Source organism: Methanosarcina siciliae T4/M (genome assembly GCF_000970085.1).
GTDB classification, from domain to species: Archaea; Halobacteriota; Methanosarcinia; order Methanosarcinales; family Methanosarcinaceae; genus Methanosarcina; species Methanosarcina siciliae.
In genome coordinates, this window is the sequence record NZ_CP009506.1 from 4,461,094 (window position 1) to 4,486,062 (window position 24,969).

Annotated in this window: 4 protein-coding genes; all 4 read left to right on the forward strand. The window is 46.6% G+C overall.

The window, feature by feature from the left end:
- The first annotated feature begins 1,901 nt into the window (after positions 1-1,901).
- The 4 genes from MSSIT_RS18870 to MSSIT_RS18895 all read left to right on the forward strand — a co-directional run bounded on the left by MSSIT_RS18870 (position 1,902) and on the right by MSSIT_RS18895 (position 24,625).
- Positions 1,902-5,798 (forward strand): outer membrane protein assembly factor BamB family protein, encoded by a 3,897-nt coding sequence (locus MSSIT_RS18870; protein ID WP_048173993.1) that lies wholly within the window; start codon positions 1,902-1,904, stop codon positions 5,796-5,798.
- A gap of 1,158 nt (positions 5,799-6,956) precedes the next feature.
- Entirely contained in the window at positions 6,957-13,196 is a 6,240-nt protein-coding gene (locus tag MSSIT_RS18875; RefSeq protein ID WP_082089167.1) for an outer membrane protein assembly factor BamB family protein, read from the forward strand.
- A gap of 1,101 nt (positions 13,197-14,297) precedes the next feature.
- Entirely contained in the window at positions 14,298-18,164 is a 3,867-nt protein-coding gene (locus tag MSSIT_RS18885) for a PKD domain-containing protein (protein WP_231590037.1), read from the forward strand.
- Between the two features lie 1,220 nt (positions 18,165-19,384).
- Positions 19,385-24,625 carry a leucine-rich repeat protein gene (locus tag MSSIT_RS18895; RefSeq protein ID WP_231590041.1) on the forward strand — a complete coding sequence of 1,747 codons (5,241 nt, stop codon included), beginning with the start codon at positions 19,385-19,387 and terminating at the stop codon, positions 24,623-24,625.
- Positions 24,626-24,969: the final 344 nt, after the last annotated feature.

A 24,969-nucleotide genomic window follows, 5' to 3' on the forward strand; every position in this document is an offset into this window, starting at 1 on the left:
TACGTTTTTTAATCAATCAGGCGTCAAAAGGTACAAGGTATACCCCATCGGCCCTTTTTTGGTCTTTTACCGAGCTCTTAGCTTTAAAGTTCGAACTTGTTATCATTTTTGTTAAATTTATATTTCATTACTCCGATAACCATTGACAGTTTGAAGTTAAGGCATCAGATTTTGGAAGTTAAAGTGTCAGATAACTTAACTCGTTGCGACCAACAAAAAACGTGGGAACAAAAGTTAAAACAGCATATTAGTAGCAGTATTTATTGTTAACAGTATTTCTTCCTGAGAACCTCATGAAAAATCAGCATCAGCTTAATAAGCCAAAAACTCACCGAAAACATAGTTCCATGAATTTTCCTCCCAAGTATCAAAAAATAGTAAAAACGGTATTCAGGCAAAGTAAAGGTTCTTTTGCCGAGATTCAAAATCCTCCTTAACTTCAACTTTTTTCCAGAATAACGGTTAGCCCGGCGCTTCAAGGAGGTCCGAATTCCTTTCCCGGACACACTATATATCTGGACGTGCCCGAGATTCCACACAGGCTAACCAAACCCCCTATGAAAACATAGGATACTCAAATTATGAGGGGATTCTATATAATATTTTTGCTAATGTTTCAACGCATCAAAAATCAGCCAGATAATAAACAATTTTGATATTAAATAGACATATAATTGCTAATCCTCAAGCACTGAAAAAACAGGAGCAAAGTAAATAATTTAAAGAAAAAGGTTAGTGTGTTAATCTTGACCATGAAAACAACAAATATTGAAAAGTTAGGGGTAGAAATTTACATATAATCAGGAAAAAAATACATACAGTACATAATAACTTAACCTCAAATCCACAGCAAAGATGAGACATTGCTGAAAAAGGACTCCAAAAACTTACCTATTAGTATTAATCAAGTTTGTCATTGATATTATTTTCCAAGAATGGATAATAACGATTTTTGATTGATTTTTCTTTAATACAGGATAACTCAATCCAAAAATAAGCCGTAATATTCCAAAGTGGGTGAAAAGGAAAAATACAAGATAGAATTAAAAAACTTATTAATTTTTTTCATGATACGGAGGAGTTTTGTTAGCTTAGAGGGTAAGAATAATAATCCAAAGATTTTTATTTGTAGAGGTGTTTAACAGTTAGTTGGTCTAACCAAATTTTCCTGAGAAATCCTGGAACTTTTTAGGAGAAAAATGACTAGATTAAATATAAAAAATCGCTTAATTTGTAGTTCAAACTTGTGTATACAAATGCTACAGATTCTAGATACAATAGTTACATGATAAAAACTCAGGCATTACAAAAATTTTAATTCATTTTGTCAAATTAATTCGCTTGATCCGGCGCTTCGAAAAGGTCCAAAAATATGATCTGCCCACTTCGTAAAACTCGAAATAAGGTCAGATTCCGCCCAGATCAACCTTCGACCCTATGAAAATACAGGAGGTTACAAGGAAATGAGAAACTGAAAGCATTTACCATTTACTTTTTTGTACACAGCTCCAGACCTGAATTATTCCTAAAAGCTGGGAAGTCAGGGCTACGAAAATCAGGTATGTCCTCAGCAAAAATATTGAGAAATAGCTAAATGTTACTGAAAGGGCATATTTAGATTTTTATAAAATTGTGTATTTCACATTCAATTTTTTTCAGGGTTTAACATGCTGCTATTTTCAGTCTGATAATCGGACTCTGAAAATAAATAAGATGATCTCCAGAATCCTGAGAACAAAAAACAGAAAAACAAAATCCAGTCTCTTCCTGCCTTCTAAAGGTCCGAAAAAATCTTGAGACAACACTCCAGCCCGATCAAAACCCCTCCTGAACATTCAGGTAACCGGGCATTTCCGCACAGGCAGGCTGAACCCCTATGAGAAAATAGGAGAAACTAAAATATGAACAAACATACATTGAAAATATTTCTGATTTGTCTAACATTGCTCCTGGTGACGGCTGCTCAGCCGGTACTGGGCTCCGACTGGGCTCAGTTCCAGAGAGATGTCTATAACACAGGTGTAACTGCAGACAGGGCCCCTATAACGGACCCTATGAACTCCACACTTTCCTGGGAGTACAAACTGGGAGGAAACGTTGATTCGGCTCCTATAGTGGCTGGAGACATGATTTATTCTGTGGCGGGTAACAATCACATCTATGCCTTTAACAGGACCACAGGCGAACTTGTCTGGGAAGAATCCACAAGTGGGAGTCTCGGCTTCCTGATAGGAAATGCAGCAGTTGGAAACGGAATAGTTTTTGTGCCGACCTCTAACGGGCAGATCTTTGCTTTTGATGCAGAAACAGGGAGTCAGAAGTGGAATAAAGCATTAAACAGCAAGCAGCTCGACACTCCTATTGTTTATTCTGATGGTAAAATTTACTTCGGGGAAGCAATGGGTGGACGCAATTATTACTGCCTGGATGAGAACGGTAACGAAGTCTGGAGCCGGACCGCAACAACCCAGGAAAACAGTCAGGGATCCTACTATTGGGCAGGAGCTGCAGTAATCGGGGACTACCTCGTTTATGGAGACAATGACGGACACATTGTTTCCGTGAATAAGGATACAGGAACTGACATTGCTGAAATAAATGTCTCTGAAGAGTTCGGGGTAGACTGTAAAGAAATCCGGTCCTCAATCCTTTATGTTGAAGACCCGGGAAGAGTCTACTTCACGTCTACGGGAGGATACTGCTTTGCTCTTGGTTTTAACCCTGCCGACGGGACCTTTAATACATCCGACAAACACAGTGTAAACATCGCCTATGCCTCTACCACGACTCCTGCCTATTACAACGGAAGAATATACATAGGTTCGGGAGAAATAATGAAATCCAATGGAAATGGGGTTTATTGCCTTGATGCCGACCTGACCGGCGTGATCTGGAATTATCCTGTAGGAGGCACAGGGATAGTTCAGTCCTCCCCGGCAATCTCCACATACTACGACAACGGAGACGGGGAAGTCTACATATACTTCACGGTAAACGCAAAACCCATAGGAGGCGTGTACTGTCTCAAGGACTTACCCGATTCAACAAGCCCCGAACTTGTATGGAGTTACATCGAAAGCGGCAAAACGGACTTTTCTCTTCCGGGAGTTGCAATCTCTGACGGCTGGGTCTATTACGGAACCGACAACAAATACATCTTCGGACTCACAACTCCTGATTCGCAGGTTCCTGAAGCACCTACCGCTGACTTCAGCGCGTCGCCCGTTTCCGGAGACGCACCTCTAACTGTCAGCTTTACCGATCTTTCCACGGGCGATGGAATTACCGCCTGGGCATGGGACTTTGACAACGATGAAAACGTGGACTCGACAGAGCAGAACCCGAGCTACACCTATTCCAATGCAGGAACCTACGCTGTTAGCCTCAAGGTCACCGGGGAAGGCGGAAGCGACTCTGAAGTAAAAGCTGACTACATCACTGTATCCGAATCATCTACGCCTGTAGAACCGGTTGCTGCTTTCGCTGCGGATGTAACGAGTGGTACTGCTCCTCTAACCGTTAATTTCACGGATCAATCCACAGGTTCACCTACTTCCTGGGCATGGGACTTTGACAACGACGGAAACATGGACTCCACCGAGCAGAACCCTAACCATACTTATTCCGATGCAGGTAGCTATGCCGTAAACCTAACAGTCACGAATGAAGATGGAAGCGATTCCGAGCTGAAGACTGACTACATCACTGTATCCGAATCATCTACGCCTGTAGAACCGGTTGCTGCTTTCGCTGCGGATGTAGCGAGTGGTACTGCTCCTCTAACCGTTAATTTCACGGATCAATCCACAGGTTCACCTACTTCCTGGGCCTGGGACTTTGACAACGACGGAAACGATGACTCAAGCGAACAGAGCCCGAGCTATACCTATAACGATACAGGTAGCTATACCGTAAAACTTACTGTCAGCAACGAAAACGGTAGCGATGCCCTGGAAATTTCGGGAATGATCACAGTTAAAGAAATTGTGATATCCGAGGATACCTGGTACCAGTTCCACAAGGATGCACAGCACAGCGGATATAGTAGCTCTGATGCTCCTGACAGCGCTAACCTTGCCTGGATTGCCGGGCCTCTTAATGATACGTATTCCCTTGTTCCGAGTTCAAGCGTGGTTATTGCCGAAGGAATGGTCTTCGGACTATGCAACGGCGCTGTTGATGACTATGGCAACCCTCTGACTTCCGAGGGACAGCTTGTTGCCTTTGACGAGGAAACAGGAGAAGAAATATGGAATGTAACCGTAATGGCTCCGGAATGGGGTTCATGGTCATGTCCTGCTTACAATGACGGAAAGGTATTCGCATCTGCAGGGAAAAACACTTACTGTGTAAATGCTTCTACCGGGGATATTCTATGGACCTTCCAGAACCCGAGTGAACTTGCATCATGTAACGGCGGCCCGGCAATAGGAGATGGAAAGGTATTTGCCAGCGACTGGGACGGAGGAAATTATTACTGTCTTGATGAAAACACGGGAGAACTTCTGTGGACTTTCAAGGTAGATGGGCTATATGCACAGTCTACTCCTGCTTACAAAGAGGATAGGGTCTATCTTTCGGGATGGACTACCGTAAATGCAGTCTACTGCGTAAATGCAACCACTGGAGAACTGATATGGGAAAATGACGAGTTATCAAGCAACCCATGCGGTTCCATAACAGTTACCGATGAAGGTCTGTACCTTTCTATTTACAGTTTCGGGACAGAGGATGGATTCTACAAGCTTGACCTGAACGACGGACATGAAATATGGGGAAGACCCGATATACCTCCTACGGATTCAACACCAGCTGTGGTAAATGGAAAAGTCTATTTGTCGGCGGGTACGGCGGGATACAGCGACCTCAATACATATTGCCTTAATGCCTCTGACGGGAAAACAATATGGGTAACGGATTCTTCTGAGAATATAGGAGACTGGGTATGTTCACCTGCTGTTGCGGATGGAAAAGTCTTTACAGGAGGGGCAGCTGAAGGACTCTTTACAGGCTCATCAACACTCTACGCTTTTGATGCAAAAACAGGAACAGTAATATGGAGCTATAAAGGCTGTGGAGGCTCACCGGCAATTGCTGACGATATGGTATTCAGTACAGGAAGCGGAAAACTTTACGCGTTCAAGGAAGCCGAAGTACCTCTACCGGAAGCAAACTTCAGCTCCAATGTGAGTTCAGGAGAAGCACCCCTGACTGTAGGCTTCACCGACGAATCAACCGGAGAAGGCATCACAGACTGGGCATGGGACTTTGAAAACGACGGAAACGTGGATTCCACGGAACAGAACCCGGTCCATACTTACACTGCCGACGGAAATTATACTGTCAACCTAACAGTTACCAGTGCAGCGGGAAGCGACTTGGAAGTAAAGACAGACTATATCACGGTGGAGGAAGCTTCTTCAGGGAGCCAGAACGGGTCATCAAATGTGTCCCTGAATGTAACCATTGTTCCGGTAATTTCTCTTGAGGTATCTCCTTCTGCTCTGGATTTCGGGGAACTGTACCCTGGAAAAACCAGTGAGCTCCAGAATCTAACTCTCAAAAACAGAGGGACCTGCGATGTAAATGTTACAGCCATAGTCTGCGACTACTCTGCTGGAGATGAGCTTTTCAGCCAGGGCTTACTGCTGGACTCTCAGATATGGAATAATTACTGGAAAGTAGTAGGAAAGAACAGTCAGGAAAACACTTCAGTAGCTCTAAAGGTTCCGGCTGATTATGCTGGTTCCGGGAACAAAAAAGGAACAATAACCTTCTGGGCGGAAGCAGCCGAATAAGGCTGCTATCCTCCTTTCTTTTTTTGAATTAAAGTTCAGATTTTTTATCGTAGAAATGGCAACCTTACAGAGACAGTTCAATTATTGTGTACATAAGAATATTGTGTACTCAAGGACATATGAAGGTAAATTAAAAGCCAGTTTCATTAAGCATTAACAATTTGTGCCAACATAGATTTTTATCCAACTTATTTTCTTTTTATACAAAATTCAGTAGTATTTTTAATCAAACAACTTAGTGCTCATTTAACTGCATAAGCGCACGGAAAACTTTTATAATAAATTTGAGTCAACAACAGCAGAACCTGAACATGCTCAATAACAGGGAAACGGACAGCAGGTGAAAAAAAATATGGAATAGAATATGAAAAATTTTCTTCAATTCATCAGGGTCTTGAAGGAGCATGTTACCCATAAGGATAAGAATAATTAGCCAAAGATTTTTATTTGTAGAAGCAACAAATATCAATCTGTTTAATTGTATCTAAATAGTTAAATTAAATATTTCTGAAAAACCTGGAACATTTAAACAAAATTATTCAATATATTGCGAATTGTATCCAGCTAAGATACGAAAATTCCTTAATAATCCGGTTAGTCTGACGCTTCAAAAAGGCCCGAAACCTGATTCGGCAGCCTCACCATACATAAAATGCGGCCCGATTCTTTCGCTCAGAATAACCGCTAACCCCATAAAAACATAGGAGGATCTCAAAAAAAGAAACTAAAAGACTTATTTTATATACACGGCTCTTGCCTGAAATTTGTTTTAAACGAACTGAAAGTCAGGTATGCCCTTCACCAAAGATCTTGACAAGTATTTAAACATTTTTGCTTAAAGGGCGAATTTTAATTCGAGCTGTGTTTTTTATATTCGGTATTTTTCCGGATTTTGAAATGATATCATCACCTGTTAGGTCACCAAAACTTTCCACAGCCAGGTGGTTCAAAACCGGCTGATCTCAGAATCCTCAAAATCCGTGAGAATAAAAAAACAGAAAAACAAAATCCAGTCTCTTCCTGCCTTCTAAAGGTCCGAAAATCCTTAAACCAAAAAAATTCCTGTCCGAGCAAACCGTATACCAAATATTCGGAGGTCCGGACATTTCCGCGCAGGCAGGCTGAACCCCTATGAAAAAAAATAGGAGAAACGAAAATATGAACAAACATACACTGAAAATATTTCTAATTTGTTTATTACTGTTATTAGTGGCGGCTGCTCAGCCGGTACTGGGTTCCGACTGGGCTCAGTTCCAGAAAGATGTCCACAACACTGGTGTAACTGCAGACAGAGCCCCTATAACTGACCCGACGAATTGCTCGCTTTCCTGGAATTACAGCATGGGAGGAAATATCGATGTGACTCCGGTAGTAGCCGGGGACATGACGTATGTTGTGGCGAGTAACAACCACCTCTGTGCCTTTAACAGAACCACAGGTACTCTTTTATGGGAAGAATCCACAAGTGGAGGCGGATTTCTGCTGGGAAATCTGGCGGTTGGAAATGGCATAGTCTTTGTGCCAACCGTCGACGGGAAGATCTTTGCTTTTGACGCAGAAACAGGAAGTCCGAAGTGGAATAAAACCTTAAGCAGTAAACAGCTTGACACTCCTATTCTTTATTATGACGGCAAAATCTACTTTGGGGAAGCGATGGGCGGACGCAAGTATTACTGCCTGGATGAGACCGGCAACGAAGTCTGGAACCGGACTTCAACAACCCAGATAAGCGGACAGGGGTCCTACTACTGGGCAGGAGCTGCCGTCATCGGGGACGGCCTTGTATACGGAGATGATGACGGGCACCTGGTTTCCGTGAATAAGGATACAGGAACTGACATTGCCGAAATAAATGTTTCCGAAGAGTTCGGGATAACCTGTAAAGAAATAAGGTCCTCGGTACTCTATGTAGAAGAACTGAACAGGATATACTTCACATCCAAAGGCGGATACTGTTACGCCCTTGGTTTCAACGGGGCAGATGGGACTTTTAACACCTCTGATAAGTACATAGCAAATATCGGATATTCTACCTCAACTCCCGCTTATTACAATGGGCGAGTTTACGTGGGTGCAGGGGGAATGTACGGAGGAGGAAGCGGAATTTCCTGCCTTGATGCCGACCTTACTGACGAGATATGGCACTACGCTGCAGGTGCGGTTCAGTCTTCTCCTGCAATCTCTACATACTACGACGATGGGGATGGAGAGGCCTATATCTACTTCACGGTAAACAGTGCTACAGGTGGTGTGTTCTGTCTCAAAGACTACACAGGCTGCACGAACCCTGAGCTTACCTGGAGTTATGCAGATGCCAGCAAAACAGCTTATACCCTCGCAGGAGCCGTAATCTCAGATGGGTGGATATACTACGGGACGGACAAGAGGTACCTTTTCGGGTTCACAACAGAGGAAGAACAAAAACCCTCAATTCCCGTAGCTAACTTCAGTGCAAACCCGCTCTCCGGAGATGCCCCTCTAACGGTCAACTTCACCGATCTTTCCACAGGCGATGGAATAACTACCTGGGCCTGGGACTTTGATTACGACGGAAACGCAGACTCTAACGAGCAAAACCCGAGCCACAGCTTCAACAGCACAGGAACTTACACCGTCAGCCTGACAGTCACAGGTGACGGAGGTTCCGACACCGAAACAAAAACCAACTATATTACGGCAAGCGAAACGGTTACCGAATCCGGATGGTCTCAGTTCCAGAAAGACAGCTCTCATACCGGATACACATTCAGTTCTGTCCCAACCCGGGACCCGGAACTCCTCTGGCAGAAACTGACTTCTTCGGAGCAGGAACCCTGCGGGAGCGGGGGCATCAACGTCCCATCAGTGATTTCCGGAAATACGGTTTTCGTAACTGCAGGCAATGCTTCTGTCTGGGCCTTTAACAAAGACACCGGAGACCTGATCTGGTCAAAGGAACTTGGCGGAGACCTGACACAGACCTCGACCCCCGCTCTCGGGAACGGGAAACTTTTTGTCCCGACCGCAGAAGGAGACATCTACGCTTTTGACCCCGAAAACGGGAGTGAGCTCTGGAAAGCACACGTAACCAACGGCAACCTGGAGTGTCCGATCACCTATTCTGACCATAAACTCTACATCGGAGACGGGCTTGAAGGAGGAACCGGAACCAAATATTACTACTGCTACGACGACAGCGGAAACCTTGTCTGGCAGCATGAAAACACTAACACGTCAGGTTTTATCTGGAGCGGGTCGGTAGTTGTTGGAGACTACCTGATCTATCCTGTCTTTGAAGGCAAGATGGTCTGTCTCGAAAAAGACACCGGGACTTTTGTAGATGAAGTTGACTTCAGTAAGAGTTCCGACGTCTCCTTTGCACTTACCGATCCAGGGATGTTCCGAAGCTCAGTAACCTATGCTGACGGGGCCCTGTACACCTCTTCGGAAAGAGGGCAGGAAACAGGTTACTGCTTCAAAGTAGGGTTCAACCCTGAAACAGGGCAGTTCCTTGACAGCGGATGGGCAGCTTCAATAGGGTTCTCAACCTCGACTCCTGTAGTGTATGATGGCAGGGTCTATGTGGGCCACGGAGAACACGGCGAGACCGGGTCAATGTTCTGCCTGAACGACTCAGATGGAACTGTAATCTGGGAGACTCCGGTCAGCGGAGGAATAAAGTCTTCACCTGTTATTTCGGTCGAAAATGGCGATCCGTACATCTATTTCACAGAAGCCATAGTTGACGGCTCGATTTACTGTCTGAACCCTGACGGAACCCTTGCCTGGCACTACAACCCCCCTGAGGATTCCGCATACACCCTGCAGGGTGCAGCCCTTTCCAACGACAAGGTTTACTATGGAACAGATAACGGATACCTATACTGCATCGGACAGGGCGAGGCTCTTCCCCCAACGGCAAACTTCAGTTCGGACAAACAGACAGGGGCTTTCCCTCTGACCGTTTCCTTCAAAGACGGGTCCTTCAACGCAAACAAATTCCTCTGGGACTTCGGGGACGGAAACACTTCAACTGAGGTAAATCCTGTTCACACCTATACTGCCGCAGGCAGCTACACCGTAACCCTTACCGTTGAAAACAACCACGGAGAGGATACCAAAGTTGTAGAAGACTATATTTACGCAGTCAAAGTCCCGACCACCTGGCCGGTTAAAAGCGGGGAGTCTATCCAGGTAGCTATTGATTCAGCCGATTCCGGAGATATCATCAAGGTCTATCCGGGGGAGTACCATGAAGTCCTGAACGTCAACAAGACCCTAACTCTCAAAGGCATCAGGGACCCTATCCTGAACGCATCGGGGTTCACAGGCTCTTCAGGAATAACCGTAAGCGCTGAAGATGTCGAGATCAGCGGCTTTGAAATTACAGGGACCGAAGAGATGTGCTTTGCAATTAACGTCAATGCAAAGAACGCACTGATAGAGGACAACCTTATAGATGACTGTGCCGAAGGGGTATGGTTACAGGGAACTGAAAACACTCTCCGGCAGAATAACATCTCTAACTGCTGGGACTTTGCAGCCGTGCTTGACAGCGCTGGAGACAACCGGATCTATCAGAACACCTTTATCGACAACAACGGCAGGAAGATGGGCGGTTCAAGCGACCATATTTCAGGAGGGGCAGGTTCATTTTTCCAGAGTCCGGAACCCGTAGAATACCTCTGGGAAGGAGAAAAACTGACAGGGTATATGGGTAATTACTACGACGATTATACAGGAAACGACTCTGACGGGGACGGAATCGGGGATGTATCTTACACTGCGGATTCAGGAACCGATCAGTACCCGCTTGTGATGCCATACTCAAATTATGTTGAAGAGCAGGAAAACGAGTCCGTTCCTGAGAATTCCTGGTACCAGTTCCATGGAAAGGTTGACCACCTTGGATACTCAGAAAGCGGGCCCGGGACCAACCGGACTGAGTGGGTAAGTGAGGACATTGATGCAATCAGCAGTTCCTCCCCTGTTGTGGCCGGAGGAAAAGTCTTTGTGATATGCGGGGCCGGAGGAATGGAAGAGAGCACGGATGATATTCCCCAGTTAGTAGCCCTGGACGAATTTAACGGAGACATAAGCTGGAACGTCAGCATTCCGAAAGCCGTATACGGTTCCTGGGCTTCCCCTGCTTATGATGACGGCATGGTCTTTACGGCCACAGGCCCCGAACTTGGCTGTTACGATGCCGAAACCGGAGAAAAAATATGGTGTTTCAATGATACTGTGGGAAGTCAGGGTGCGGTTAACAGCGGACCTGCTATTGCGGATGGTATGGTAATCTTTAGCGATTGGGATGGAAGCCATTATTACTGTCTTGACGAATACACAGGGTACCTGCTCTGGAGTTTTGAAGTAGTCGGAGACGGCCAGTCCGTCCCTGCATACGCGGACGGAAAGTTTTACCTGACAAGCTGGGGCTATGGGTCTTCTTATGCAGGCCATGCCTACTGTGTGGACGCAGTAACAGGGGATCAGGTCTGGCATATTAATAATATCGAACAGAACTTCTGCGGGTCCCCTGCATATAAAGACGGGGTTCTCTACCTGACAACCTACAACTTCTACGGAGACGGGGACCTTCTTGCCCTGGACGCTGCTGACGGGAGCATAATCTGGCAGCAAACTATCGAAAGGACAGATTCAACTCCTGCTTTTGCCTACGGAAATGTCTATGTTTGCGGTGGCTGCTCTGGTTTTTCCAATGTACAGACATACTGTTTCAACGCAAGTACGGGAGAAAAAATCTGGGAAACCCCTTCCCTGACAGGAGAGGACGGCGGGATAGGAGGCTGGACATGTTCTGTTGCGGTAGCTGACGGGCTTGCCTACGTCGGGACCGAAGGCAACGGATATTTCGGTTACAATGACCTCTATGCCCTGGACGCTTTTACGGGAGAAGTAGTCTGGCACGCTCCCCATGCAGGATCGACCCCGGCAATTTCGGATGGTATGCTTTTCAGCATAGGAGCGGACCAGAAAGTCTATGCCTTCAAGGACTCACTCTCTTCACCTGTTGCTAACTTCTCTGCAGACGTGACATCAGGAGTAGGGCCTCTGGAAGTGCAGTTCACGGACAGCTCAACCGGCTCACCTACTTCCTGGGAATGGGACTTTAACAATGACGGTAACGTGGATTCCACGGAGCAGAACCCACAATTCATCTATACTGGTGAAGGCACATACTCTGTGAAACTTACGGTTACCAACTCAGAAGGAAGCGATTCCGAACTTAAAATCGACTATATCAGTGTAGTTTACCCATCTCCGGATTTCACAGCAAATGTGACTGAAGGGACCGTTCCTCTCACTGTAGAGTTCACGGGAAACGTTTCTGGTTTAGCTCCAGATTACTGGAACATGTGGGCCTGGGATGTGGATGGTGACGGAACATACGATTACTCCCCGAATTTCAACATCACCCATACCTACACCGAACCCGGCACTTATGATGTGATTGCAGCATATGATGGCTGGACACCAAATGTGAAAGCTGGTTACATAACAGTGCTTCCGGAAATACCTGTCGCCAATTTCTCCGCAGACGTGAAATCAGGTCTGGAACCGTTAACAGTCAACTTCACCGACCAGTCTACGGGTACAATTTCTTCCTGGCTCTGGGACTTTGGGGATGGAGCAAACTCTACGGAACAGAACCCTGTGCATACTTATTCTGCAGCAGGTAACTACACCGTAAATCTGACTGTGGAAAATGCTGCTGGCTCTGACTTTGAGTTGAAATCGGATTACATAGAAGTTTCCGAGGATTCCGGGGCAACCGTTACTCTCTATTTCGATCCGGAAAGTTCCTCAGTTTCAGAAAGCGAATCTACTGAAATAAGTATCGTTGCCAGTAATTTCCCTGCAGGGTTCTCAGGCTACAACCTGACCGTTGCTCTCGACGACCCGGCCGTTGCCGAGATAGTTGATATAGAGTACCCTTCCTGGGCTTTGATTACTGAAAACTCTTCCCTGCCAGGGACTTCTATCTACCTGAAGGCTGTTGACGGGGAAGATGCCGTTAAGGAAGGGGCAGCAGATGTTGTGCTTGCCACTCTCACGGTTTCCGGAAAGGAGAAAGGATCTGCGAACCTTTCGATAGAAGTTGACCGTCTGGATGACGATTCAGGGGACTCTGTCGAGCCAGCTTTCCTGGCAGGGACAATTGAGGTGACCCTTCTCTCTCCCTTGCCGGATCAGGAATATGCCCCTAAGGACCTTGACGGGGACGGACTCTATGAAGACCTCACCGGGAACGGGGAGTTCAGCTTCGTGGATATAGTGGCTTACTTCCACAACATGGACTGGATAGAGGAAAACATGCCGGTGGAGTACTTTGACTTCAACGGGAATGGGAGGATAGACTTTGATGATGTAGTGGATATGTTTGCAATGATCTGATTGAGGAGAAAAACGAAGAAAAAACTAAGGAGATAGAGAAATCGGAATGAAAGAAGGCAAAAATAGAGAAAAGATTTCCATACCCAGCTGATTCTGCTGGTTCCGGAAACAAAAAAGACAATAACTTTCCGGGAGGAGGCAGCCGAATAGAGCTGTTTTCCTCCTTATTTTTTGAATTAAAGTTCAGGATTTTTACATATGGGAGAGCAAAGCCCAGAAAAAACCCCTGTGATGTAATTCGTACCGAAAGCAGAAACCGGGACATGCTTAATTACAGGGAAACGAATAGCCGGTGAAAAAAATCGGAGATCGAATCTGAAAAAATTATATTTTTCATAAGAACCCCTGAAAGAGTGTGTTAACCACCAGGGTAAGAATAATTGGCCAAAGATCTTTATCTGTAAATTATCTGTAAAGAGGTTAAATGATTAATTAGTTTGATCAGATATTCCTGATAAGTCCCGAAACTTTAAAGAAGAAAAATTTTCTGCAGCATATGTCCCAATAAATTCTTCCAATTATTGGTCTGGTGCTTAAAAAAGGTCCGAAATCCGATCCGCCTTTTTCACTAAACTTGAAATCGGCCAGATTCTTCCCCCAGACCAGCCAACAACCCTATGAAAACACAGGAGGTCAGTAAAAAGATGAGAAGTTGAAAGCACTTATTTTTCGTTACACGGTTCTATGCCCGAATTTATTCCTGAAACTGGAAATTCAGGTATGTCTTCAACGAAAATAGATGAGTATAGCATCTTTACTTACATCGAAGCATCTTTACTTGAGGGCTCATTTTCAATTTTCAATTCGAACCGTGTTTTTCCTTCAGCATTTTTCCTGATTTTTAAATGCTGTCATCGTCTGTTTGATCCCCGGAATTTTAAATTCACATCCATCAAAACCAACCGATCCCGAAATCCGTGAAAATAAAAAAACAGAAAAACCAAATTTTAGCCCCGTTCTGCTCTCTTCAAAGGTCTGAAAATCCCTGCAACAAAAACAAACCCGTTCTCCGATCCAAAACAATTCTTTCAACCTCCCAGGTTATCGAAAATTACCCAGCGGGACGGCCCGAACCCTATGTAAAGCGTAGGAGAAAAAATTATGAAAAAAATGAAAAGTAAAATACCCGTTCTTTGCATAATACTTCTTCTGATGCTGGCAATTATCCCGGCATCTGCAACGACTTCCGACTGGCTATTAGGCGAAGGCTCATCAGGAGGAGTCACCCCGGTTGCTAATTTCAGTGCAGATGTTACTTCCGGTACCGCCCCACTGACTGTAAATTTCACCGACGAGTCCACAGGGGCTGAAAGCTGGGCCTGGGACTTAGATGGCAACGGAATTGTAGACTCCAGGGAGCAGAACCCTGTCCACACCTATACAACCGCCGGGGAATATTCAGTAAACCTGACGGTGACCAGCTTCAACAGCAGCGATTCGGAGATTAAAACCGGTTATATCACTGTGATGTCCGACGGGTCTTCCGGTGGAGAAGGTGGTGAAACACCTGTTGTAATCGCACCTGTGCCTGATTCATCGGATACGGCGATGTTCAAGAACAACCTCTATCACACAGGGGTTACATCGCAGGCCGGTCCCATTGATGAACCTGAACTGGTATGGTCTGCGCATACGGGGTACATGAATACGGACCCCCTTGTTTTGGATGATTTTTTAGTATCCGTATGTAGCCGCAATATAAGTGTCCATAACTTCACGACGGGAGAATATATATGGAACACCGTTACATCCGGAGAGAATCTTGGACCTGCATGCTACGGTAACGGAACGATATTCTACCCTGAAAGTTCTAAGGGAAAATTTTCTGCATATGACATTAGAAACGGAGAGCTTTTATGGAATATAACAGGACTTGGAGGTTCTTATTCACAGTTAAACACCCCCGTGGTATACGAAGACCACCGGATCTATTTTGGAACATGTTATGGGGACCCATCCGCTTATTACTGTTACTATGACAACGGGACCCAGTGCTGGAGTTATGAAGGAGGCGGTTATTACTGGGCAGGGGCTGCAGTAATCGGCGATTGCCTTGTATTCGGAGGGGAGGATATGAACCTGACGTCCCTCAACAAGAATACGGGTGAGCTTGTGGATGAGATTAACGTCTCCGCTGTCTTCTCGATACCTAATAGCGGAAGCCAGATTCAGTCGTCGGTGTCATATGATGAAAACAGCAGTCGCTGTTACTTCACGACGACTTCAGGACATTGCTGTGTGATAGGGTTTGATAAAAGCACGGGGAAATTTGTCAGAACCGATAAGGCTTCACATAGTATAGGGCCAAGCACTTCGACTCCAGCCATATATAATGGACGGCTCTATGTCGGAGTCGGCAAGATGTTCAAATCTGGTGGTGAACCCTGTCTTTTCTGCCTGAATGCATCAGACCTGTCGGAAATATGGAAGTACACTGCAAACGGCATCATCCAGTCTTCGCCTACCGTATCAACCTACTATGAGAATTCAACAGGAGACATTTACATATACTTTACAACAAATGTTAAAAACGGAACGGTGTACTGCCTGAGGGACAATGCAAATAACACCGATGCCATAGAGGTCTGGCACTGGACTCCTCCTGAGAGTATGCAACAATATGTTCTTGGCGGAGCTGTAATTAAACAGGGGTATCTCTTTTTTGGGAACAATGAATGGAAAGGAGCGGCTGGTTGTACATTCGCCCTCAAAAGAAGCAATTCCGGTTCTGTTGTTGCAGACTTTTCCGCTGAAAACACCTTCGGAAAAGCCCCTCTCAACGTGTCGTTCACTGATGAATCCACCGGCGATGGTATAAACGAGTGGCTCTGGGATTTCGGGGACAATACCACCTCGAACGAGACGAACCCCTATCATATCTACGAAAAGAACGGCTTATATACGGTAAACCTCACTGTTACGGGTTCTGGCGGGTCCGACACATCCGCAAGAACAGGACTTGTCAATGTCACGGATCAGATAACTCCGATAGCGGACTTCTCATATAGTGTTTCTGGCACTCAAAGTCCCGTATCAGTTGAATTTACCGATACATCAGATAACACCAACTCTGCAACCGCCTGGTATTGGGACTTTGGGGACAATACGACCTCAAACCTTCAGAACCCGACCCATCAGTATGCCGAAGAGGGCACTTACAGCGTAACCCTCACCGTTTCAAGCCATCAAGAAAATAATACTGTTAAGAAATCCGGTATTATAGTAGTCGAGCCCTGGAATGTTCCCGAATGGGCTACAAACGATTCCTGGACGCAGTTCCAGAAAAATGAACAGCACAACGGCTTTTCCGAAGGATCTGCCCCGTCAACAGCCACCAGACTCTGGGCAAGTGACGATATCGGTGCTGTCAGAAGTTCTTCGGTTTCAGTATCCGAGGGCAGGATCTTTGTAAACTGCAATGACAATGATACCGGAGTGTCTGTCATCCGCAGTCTTAACCAGCAGACCGGTGCCTTCCTTGCCGACCACGGGAAGGCGGATGGTGGCGGTTTTTATGGTTCCTGGTCTTCACCTGTTTATGACGGCGGGAAAGTGTGGTGCGGACTGAACAACTACCCCGAGGGTACCACCTACAACTCGGTAAACGGTGGCACGATGGTTGCAGACGGGAAGGTATTCTCATCTAACTGGAACGGTAACCAGTATTTCTGCTTTGAGGAGTCCACCGGAGAAGAATTATGGAATTTCAGTGCACCTGTTTCATCTTATGCGCAGTCATGTCCCGCGTATAAAGACGGCAAAGTTTATGTTCTCTATTGGCAGGGCTTCAGTGGTGACGGTGAAAATTTGGTCTACTGCCTCAATGCAGATACCGGTGATGAGATCTGGAAACATGCCAATATAAGCAGCAACCCCTGCGGATCTCCGATGATAACCGATGATGCCGTCTACTTTACGACCTACAACCCGGATGGAGAAAGTGCACAGCTTTATGCACTTAATATCACTGACGGTTCAGTATTGTGGTCCAACACCTCTATCACAGGTACAGATTCGACCCCGGCCTATGCTTATGGGAATATATATGTAAGCAGTGGCTATTCTCGTTATATCACATACTGCTTCAATGCAACAACGGGAGAGCCGGTCTGGGAGACCGATCCCGAAGACAACATCGGGTTTTGGACCTTCTCGCCTGCGGTTGCCGATGGCAAGGTTTACGTAGGGACCGGAGGTTCCGGGATTGTCTGCCTTGATGCCTCCACCGGAGAGCTAATCTGGCAGGACAAAGGGGGTGGCAGTACACCTGCAATCGTCGATGGAGTTGTATACTCAATCGGTAAAGACGGCAAGGTTTATGCATACTCTTCAAACCAGTCTGTTGCTGATTTCACAGCCAATCCGATTTCTGGTGAAGCTCCCCTGACTGTTAATTTCACCGACCAGTCCAATTGTGCCGAAAGCTGGTCCTGGGACTTTGACAACGACGGAAACGTGGATTCCACCGAGCAAAATCCGGTCCATACTTACACTGCCGCAGGTAATTACACCGTGAACCTCACAGTTACAAACACAGAAGGAAGCGAGTCCGAGGTAAAAACAGACTATATCAAGGTTGAGGAAGTTTCTTCAGGGAGCCAGAACGGTTCTTCAAGTGTGTCCCTGAATGTCACCATTGTACCGGTGATTTCCCTTGAGGTTTCCCCTTCATCTCTGGATTTCGGGGAACTGTACCCTGGAAAAACCAGTGAGCTCCAGTATATAACCCTCAAAAACATAGGGAACTGCGACGTAAATGTTACAGCCATAGTCTGCGATTCCTCTGCCGGAGATCAGCTTTTCAGCCAGGGATTGCTGCTGGACTCTCAGCTATGGAATAATTACTGGAAAGTAGTAGGAAAGAACAGTCAGGAAAACACTTCAGTAGCTCTAAAGGTTCCGGCTGATTATGCCGGTTCAGGGAACAAAAAAGGGACAATAACCTTCTGGGCGGAAGCAGCCGAATAAGGCTGTTATCCTCCTTTCTTTTTTCGAATTAAAGTTCAGGATTTTTTTACAGGGGTGAAGAGCAACCTGACCGAGAACAGTTCAACTATTATATGCATCAGAATTTATCCAACTTATATTCTTTTTACACAAGGTTCCGTAGTATTTTTTTATGTGTGTGACAATTCCAATTTTTTGATCTGTTGCTGCCCCTGCTGACATAACATCTCCAAGATCGATGAAAAACTCCTGAAAAGTCGAGCTGAAACAGACGTACAGAACAACGAATTGAATTCCAACCTGCAAAAACTTAGTGCCCATTTAACTTCATGAGCTCACGGAAAACTATTATAATTTATTTAATCCCACAACAGCAGAAACCGGAGCATGCTCAATAACAGGGAAACGGATACCCGGTAAAAAAAATCCGGAATAGAATCTGAAAAATTTTCTTCATTTCTTCAGGGTTCTGAAAGAGCATGTTACCCACAAGAGTAAGAATAATTAGCCAAAGTTTTTTATTTCCAGAAGCAACAAATATCAATCTGTTTAATTGTATCTAATATAGTTAAATAAAATATTTCTGGAAAACCTGGAATATTTAGACAAAGTTATTCTATATATTGGAATTATATCCAGCTAAGATACCAGCTAAGATACGAAAATTCCTTAATAATTCGGTTGGTCTGACGCTTCAAAAAGGTCCGAAACCTGATTTGGCAGCCCCACAATACACAAAATGCGGCCCAATTCTTTCGCCCAGAACAACCGCCAACCCCATAAAAACATAGGAGGATCTCAAAAAAAGAAACTAAAAACACTTGTTTTTATACACGGCTCTTGCCTGAAATTTGTTTTAAACGAACTGAAAGTCAGGTATGCCCTTCACCAAAGATCTTGACAAGTATTTAAACATTTTTGCTTAAAGGGCGAATTTTAATTCGAGCTGTGTTTTTTATATTCGGTATTTTTCCGGATTTTGAAATGATATCATCACCTGTTAGGTCACCAAAACTTTCCACAGCCAGGTGGTTCAAAACCGGCTGATCTCAGAATCCTCAGAATCCGTGAGAATTAAAAACAGAATAACAAAATTCAGTCGCTTCCTGCTTTCTTCAAAGGTCCGAAAATCCTTGAACCAAAAACAATTTTCTGTCCGAGCAAACCGATTATCAAATCGTAAAGTGTCCGGACATTTCCGCGCAGGCAGGCTGAAACCCTATGAAAAAAGAGGAATAGAAATGCAAAAAAAAAGGTTTTTTGTTCTGACAACAGTAATGCTTTTACTTTCCATAGCCATGCTGGCCATGCCAGCTGTTGCTACCGGTGAAGCAACAATAACAAGAACGATTACTCCCTCAGAAGTATCTGACGGAGATATCTACAATGTAACACTTACAGTTTCCTTCAATACTGACAATGATTCCATCGTAATACATGAAGCCCTTCCTGCAGACTGGAATCTTACTGAAGTTGACAGTGGACGTTACATCTGGAACACTTCCGAGGAAGATTATACATTCCTGGATTTTTACGGCACAGTCAACCTCACCGGAGTCACTGACACCATAACCTACAGTGTCACAGTGCCCGACGGAACAGTATCCGGTACCTATGACTACGGACCAAGCTATGTTGCAGGTGAATCTGCAAGTGAGGAGGAATTTGCATGGACGGTGAATACCACAGGCGATGACACTGTGACCATCAACGCGGTCAGCCTCAACATCTATTCTACTGCAATGGAGAACACCAATCCCGGGGCGCCAGATCCTGGCATACCGGCCAATTCCACCCGGTTCACTACATGGGCTTCCAAGGCGATCGATTACTCCCCAAGCCCTCAGGAAATTGACGGCGGATTCGCCAATCCGAATGCATCCCTCGGCTACCCCGCGGGCACTTACGGAGTTGTATGCCTGGGAGATCTTACTCAAGAGATGATAGATTCAGGTATTGATCCCGGCTCTATAATTGTTGGCTTCAACGTAACGATTGTAAACGGCGACGGTCACGACTTCGCGGTCTTCGAGAACGGGTTCGGGACAAACGACGGGATTTTTGGCGAACTAGGGTACGTTGAAGTGTCAACCAACGGCGTCACCTTCGCACGCTTCCCGTCCATCTCCCTGACCAGCGAAGCAACGGGCGGTTATGGAACCTTTGATTCCACTGACATATATAATCTGGCGGGGAAGCATGCCGCTTTGTGGGGCACTCCCTTCGATCTGAGCGACCTTGCCCAGTCGTCGGAAGTGCTCAGCGGTGCGGTGGACCTGGACAACATCAACTACGTGCGGGTCGTAGATATCCCTGGCACCGGGGACTTCAAGGACTCCCTGGGCAATCCAATATATGATGCATGGCTAACCTGGGGTACCGGTGGATTTGACCTCGATGCCGTGGGCGTGATCAACTCCCAGCCGAAAGCGTTGGATGGATTCTCCGCCTCTCCTACGAGCGGGAATGCCCCTCTGACGGTGCAGTTCACCGACCTGAGCGTTGGCACCAACTCATGGGCCTGGGACTTCGATAACGACGGAGATGTGGACTCGACGGAACAGAACCCGACGCATATATACGAAACGCGGGGCACCTACGCTGTCAGGCTGAATGTCACATATAGTGAAGGAAGCGATGAGTGGGTCAAGACGGCATACATCACCGTGAATACGCCCGCTGCGGATTACTATACCTATACCAGCAGTGGTTCATCCATAACCATAACTGGCTATTCCGGGCCTGGTGGCGACGTAATCATACCCGGTGAGATTGAAGGTCTCCCTGTCACTGCCATCGATGACAGCGTGTTCATGGGTTATTCCAATATGACATCGGTCACCCTACCCGATAATGTGACCGGCATAGGCAACAACGCGTTCCAGGGCTGCACCAATCTGACCTCGGTCACCTTCGGTGACAGCATCACCGAAATCGGTTCAAGTGCGTTCCAAAGCACCGGTCTGACGTCGGTGGTCCTTCCTGACAGCGTAACCAGCATGGGCAGCTCCGTGTTCCAGGACTGCACCGGTCTGACCTCGGTCACGATTGGCAACGGCACCAGCAGCATCCCTGACAAGACCTTCTACAGGTGTGATCACCTGACCTCAATGAACATATCTGATAGCGTAACCAGCATAGGCAAGTATGCGTTCCGCGATTGTACCAACCTGACGTCGGTGGTCCTTCCTGACAGCGTAACCAGCATAGGTGCATACGCGTTCGAAGGCTGTACCGCCCTGACCTCGATCACGATACCGGACAGTGTGACCAGCATAGACAGGTATGCTTTCCGCGGTTGCACTGCTCTGACCTCGGCCACCATCGGCAGCGGGGTCACCGGCATAGGGAGGGGTGTGTTCTACCAGTGCACCAACCTGGCCTCTGTGACCATACCGGACAATGTTACCGAAATCGGCAACGATGCATTCCACTGGTGCAACAACCTGACCTCGATGACCATAGGAAATAATGTCACCACCATCGGCAGCAATGCGTTCAACGGCTGCACAGGTCTGTCTTCTGTGACCATACCGGATAGTGTCACCACCATCAACGACTTTGCGTTCTCCGGCTGCACCAATCTGACTTCGATCACCCTACCAAACAGTGTGATCAGCATAGGCAACTTTGTGTTCCAAGACTGCAGCGCCCTGACATCGGTGACATTTGGCAGTGGGCTCACCAGCATAGGCAGCAATGTGTTCCAGAGTTGCACTGCTTTGAATGCTATAAACGTCGATGCCAACAATACTGTGTATACCAGCATTGATGGAATTGTGTACAATAAAGATGTCACCGCTGTGGTGCTGTTCCCTTCTGCTAAGGCCGGTTCACTGGTCATCCCGGACAGCGTAACCAGCATCAGTAGCTATGCGTTCTACGGCTGCGCCGGTCTGACCTCTGTGACCATCGGAAACAGTGTCACCACCATCGGCGATCAGGCGTTCAACGGCTGCACTGCTCTGACCTCGATAACCATACCGGACAGAGTCACCGAAATTGGTATCTGTGCTTTCCAAGACTGCAGCGCCCTGACATCAGCGACATTCGGAACCGGGCTCCTCACCATCGGGGAGAACGCATTCAACGGCTGCACTAATCTGACCTCCGCCATGATACCGAATAACGTGACCACCATCGGGAAGAGCGCATTCAACGGCTGCACCAACCTGGTATCGGTCATGATCGGTAGCGGCGTGACAAGCATCGGCGCCAATGCAAAAATCGCATTCCACGGTTGCACCGCCCTGACTGAGGTCTCTGTCGATGCTGCTAACACCGCGTACTCCAGCATAGACGGTGTCGTGTACGATAAGGCCGGAACAACTCTCGTGTTCTGCCCGGAAGGAAAGAGCGGTTCGTTCGTCATTCCGGACAGCGTAACCAGCATAGGCGCATACGCGTTCAACGGCTGCACTAATCTGACCTCGGTCATGATACCAAATAGCGTGACGAGCATCGGACTCAACGCCTTCGAGCACAGCGGTCTGACATCGGTCACGATACCAAACAGTGTGACCAGCTGGGGCAGCAATGCATTCAGAGACTGTAGCGGCCTTACCTCGGTGAACATACCGGGCAACGGCGCAACCACCATAGGAAATCACGCGTTCAGCCAATGTACCAATCTGACCTCGGTAACCATCGGCGACGGTGTCACCAGCATAGGCAGCAGTGCGTTCTATGCATGTAATGGCCTGACCTCGATCACGATACCGAACAGTGTGATCACCATAGGCACATCCGCATTCGACGACTGCCCCAACCTGGCATCGGTCTATATGGGCAACGTCACCAACATCGGTGCGTCCGCGTTCCGCAGATGCACCGCCCTTACTTCTGTGACCATACCGGGCAGCGTAGACTCCATGGGCAACAACGCTTTCGAAGGCTGCACTAATCTGACCTCGGTCACCCTCAGCGACGGCGTCCGCAGGATCGGAATGTACGCATTCCAGGACTGCAGCGCCCTTACCTCGATCGATATGGGCAACGTGACAGTCATCCAGCCGTATGCTTTCAAAGGCTGCACCGCCCTGACCTCTGTGACCATTCCGGACGGCGCTACCTACATCAGTGCCAGTATGTTCTACGGCTGCACTGCTCTAACCTCTGTGACCATCCCGGACAGTGTCACCAACATTGGTGCCAGTGCGTTCTACGACTGCACTGCCCTGACCTCGATGAAGTTCATGGGCAATGCGCCGACGGTCGGCCTCAACTGGGCAAATGAATGCACCGATCTGGTGGCGTACTACTACGAAGGTGCCACCGGCTTCACCACACCGACGTGGAACGGCGTCACCTGTTACCCGCTGACAGCGGCACCGGTGGCGGACTTCGAGGCCGAAGTGACATCAGGAATCGGGCCTATGATTGTGAATTTCACCGACCTGTCCACCGGATCGCCGGATACATGGGAATGGGACTTTAATAACGACGGAACAGTGGACTCAACAGAGCAGAACCCCTCGTATACATATACTTCAGCCGGTACTTACACTGTCAATCTCACGGTTGCAAATGCAAACGGGACCGATTCCGAGGTAAAGATTGATTATATCACAGTATCCGAATCATCCACGCCTGCAGAACCGGTTGCTGCTTTTACTGCTGATGTAACTAGCGGGACTGCTCCTCTAACAGTTAACTTTACCGACCAGTCCACAGGTTCGCCTACTGCCTGGGCATGGGACTTCGACAACGACGGAAACGTGGACTCAACTGAGCAGAACCCAAGCTATACTTATAATGCAGCCGGAAATTACACCGTAAATCTGACTGTGGAAAATGCTGCCGGAACTGACTTTGAGTTAAAATCGGATTACATAGAAGTTTCCGAAACTTCCGGGTTAACTGTTACTCTCTATTTCGACCCGGAAAGTTCCTCAGTTTCAGAAAACGAATCCACTGAAATAAGTGTTCTTGCCAGTAATTTCCCTGCAGGTCTTTCAGGCTATAACCTGACCGTTGCTATTGACGACCCGGCTGTTGCCGAGATAATCAACATCGAGTATCCCTCATGGGCTCTGATTACTGAGAACTCTACCCTACCAGGGACTTCTATCTACCTGAAGGCTGTTGACGGGGGAGATACCGTGCAGGTAGGAGCAGCAGATGTTGTGCTTGCAACTCTAACTGTTTCCGGAAAGGAGAAAGGATCTGCGAACCTATCCATAGAGGTTGACCGTCTGGATGACGATTCAGGAAATGTCATCGAGCCAGCTCTTTTGACAGGGAAAATTGAAGTGACCCTTCAGTCTCCCCTGCCTGATCAGGAATATGCTCCTAAGGACCTTGACGGAGACGGACTCTATGAAGACCTTACCGGAAACGGGGAGTTCAGCTTCGTGGATATAGTGGCGTACTTCCACAACATGGACTGGATAGAGGCAAATATGCCGGTGGAGTATTTCGACTTCAATGGTAACGGAAGGATAGACTTTGATGATGTTGTGGATATGTTTGCAATGATATAAGAAAAAGAAAAAAATAATGAAGTAGAGAAAAAGGAATGAAAGAAGGCAAAATATAGAAAAACTTTCTCATATCCAGCTAATTATGCTGGTTCCGGGAACAAAAAAGGGACAATAACCTTCTGGGCGGAAGCAGCCGAATAAGGCTGTTATCCTCCGTTCTTTTTTGAATAAAAGTTCAGGATTTATATAAAAAGATCCAAATAGGAAGTTGTTATCCAAAGGGTCAATAATAATTAGCCAAAGATTTTTATCTGTAAAAGGCAAAATAATCAATTAGTTCAATCAGATACAATTAGTTCAATCAATTATTTCAGGAAATATCAAAATTTCCGCAGCATATGTTC

Bases quoted from the DNA above. Each gene is read 5' to 3' on its own strand.
- MSSIT_RS18870 (WP_048173993.1), top strand. From the start codon at position 1,902: ATGAACAAACATACATTGAAAATATTTCTGATTTGTCTAACATTGCTC.
- MSSIT_RS18875 (WP_082089167.1), top strand. From the start codon at position 6,957: ATGAACAAACATACACTGAAAATATTTCTAATTTGTTTATTACTGTTA.
- MSSIT_RS18885 (WP_231590037.1), top strand. From the start codon at position 14,298: ATGAAAAAAATGAAAAGTAAAATACCCGTTCTTTGCATAATACTTCTT.
- MSSIT_RS18895 (WP_231590041.1), top strand. From the start codon at position 19,385: ATGCAAAAAAAAAGGTTTTTTGTTCTGACAACAGTAATGCTTTTACTT.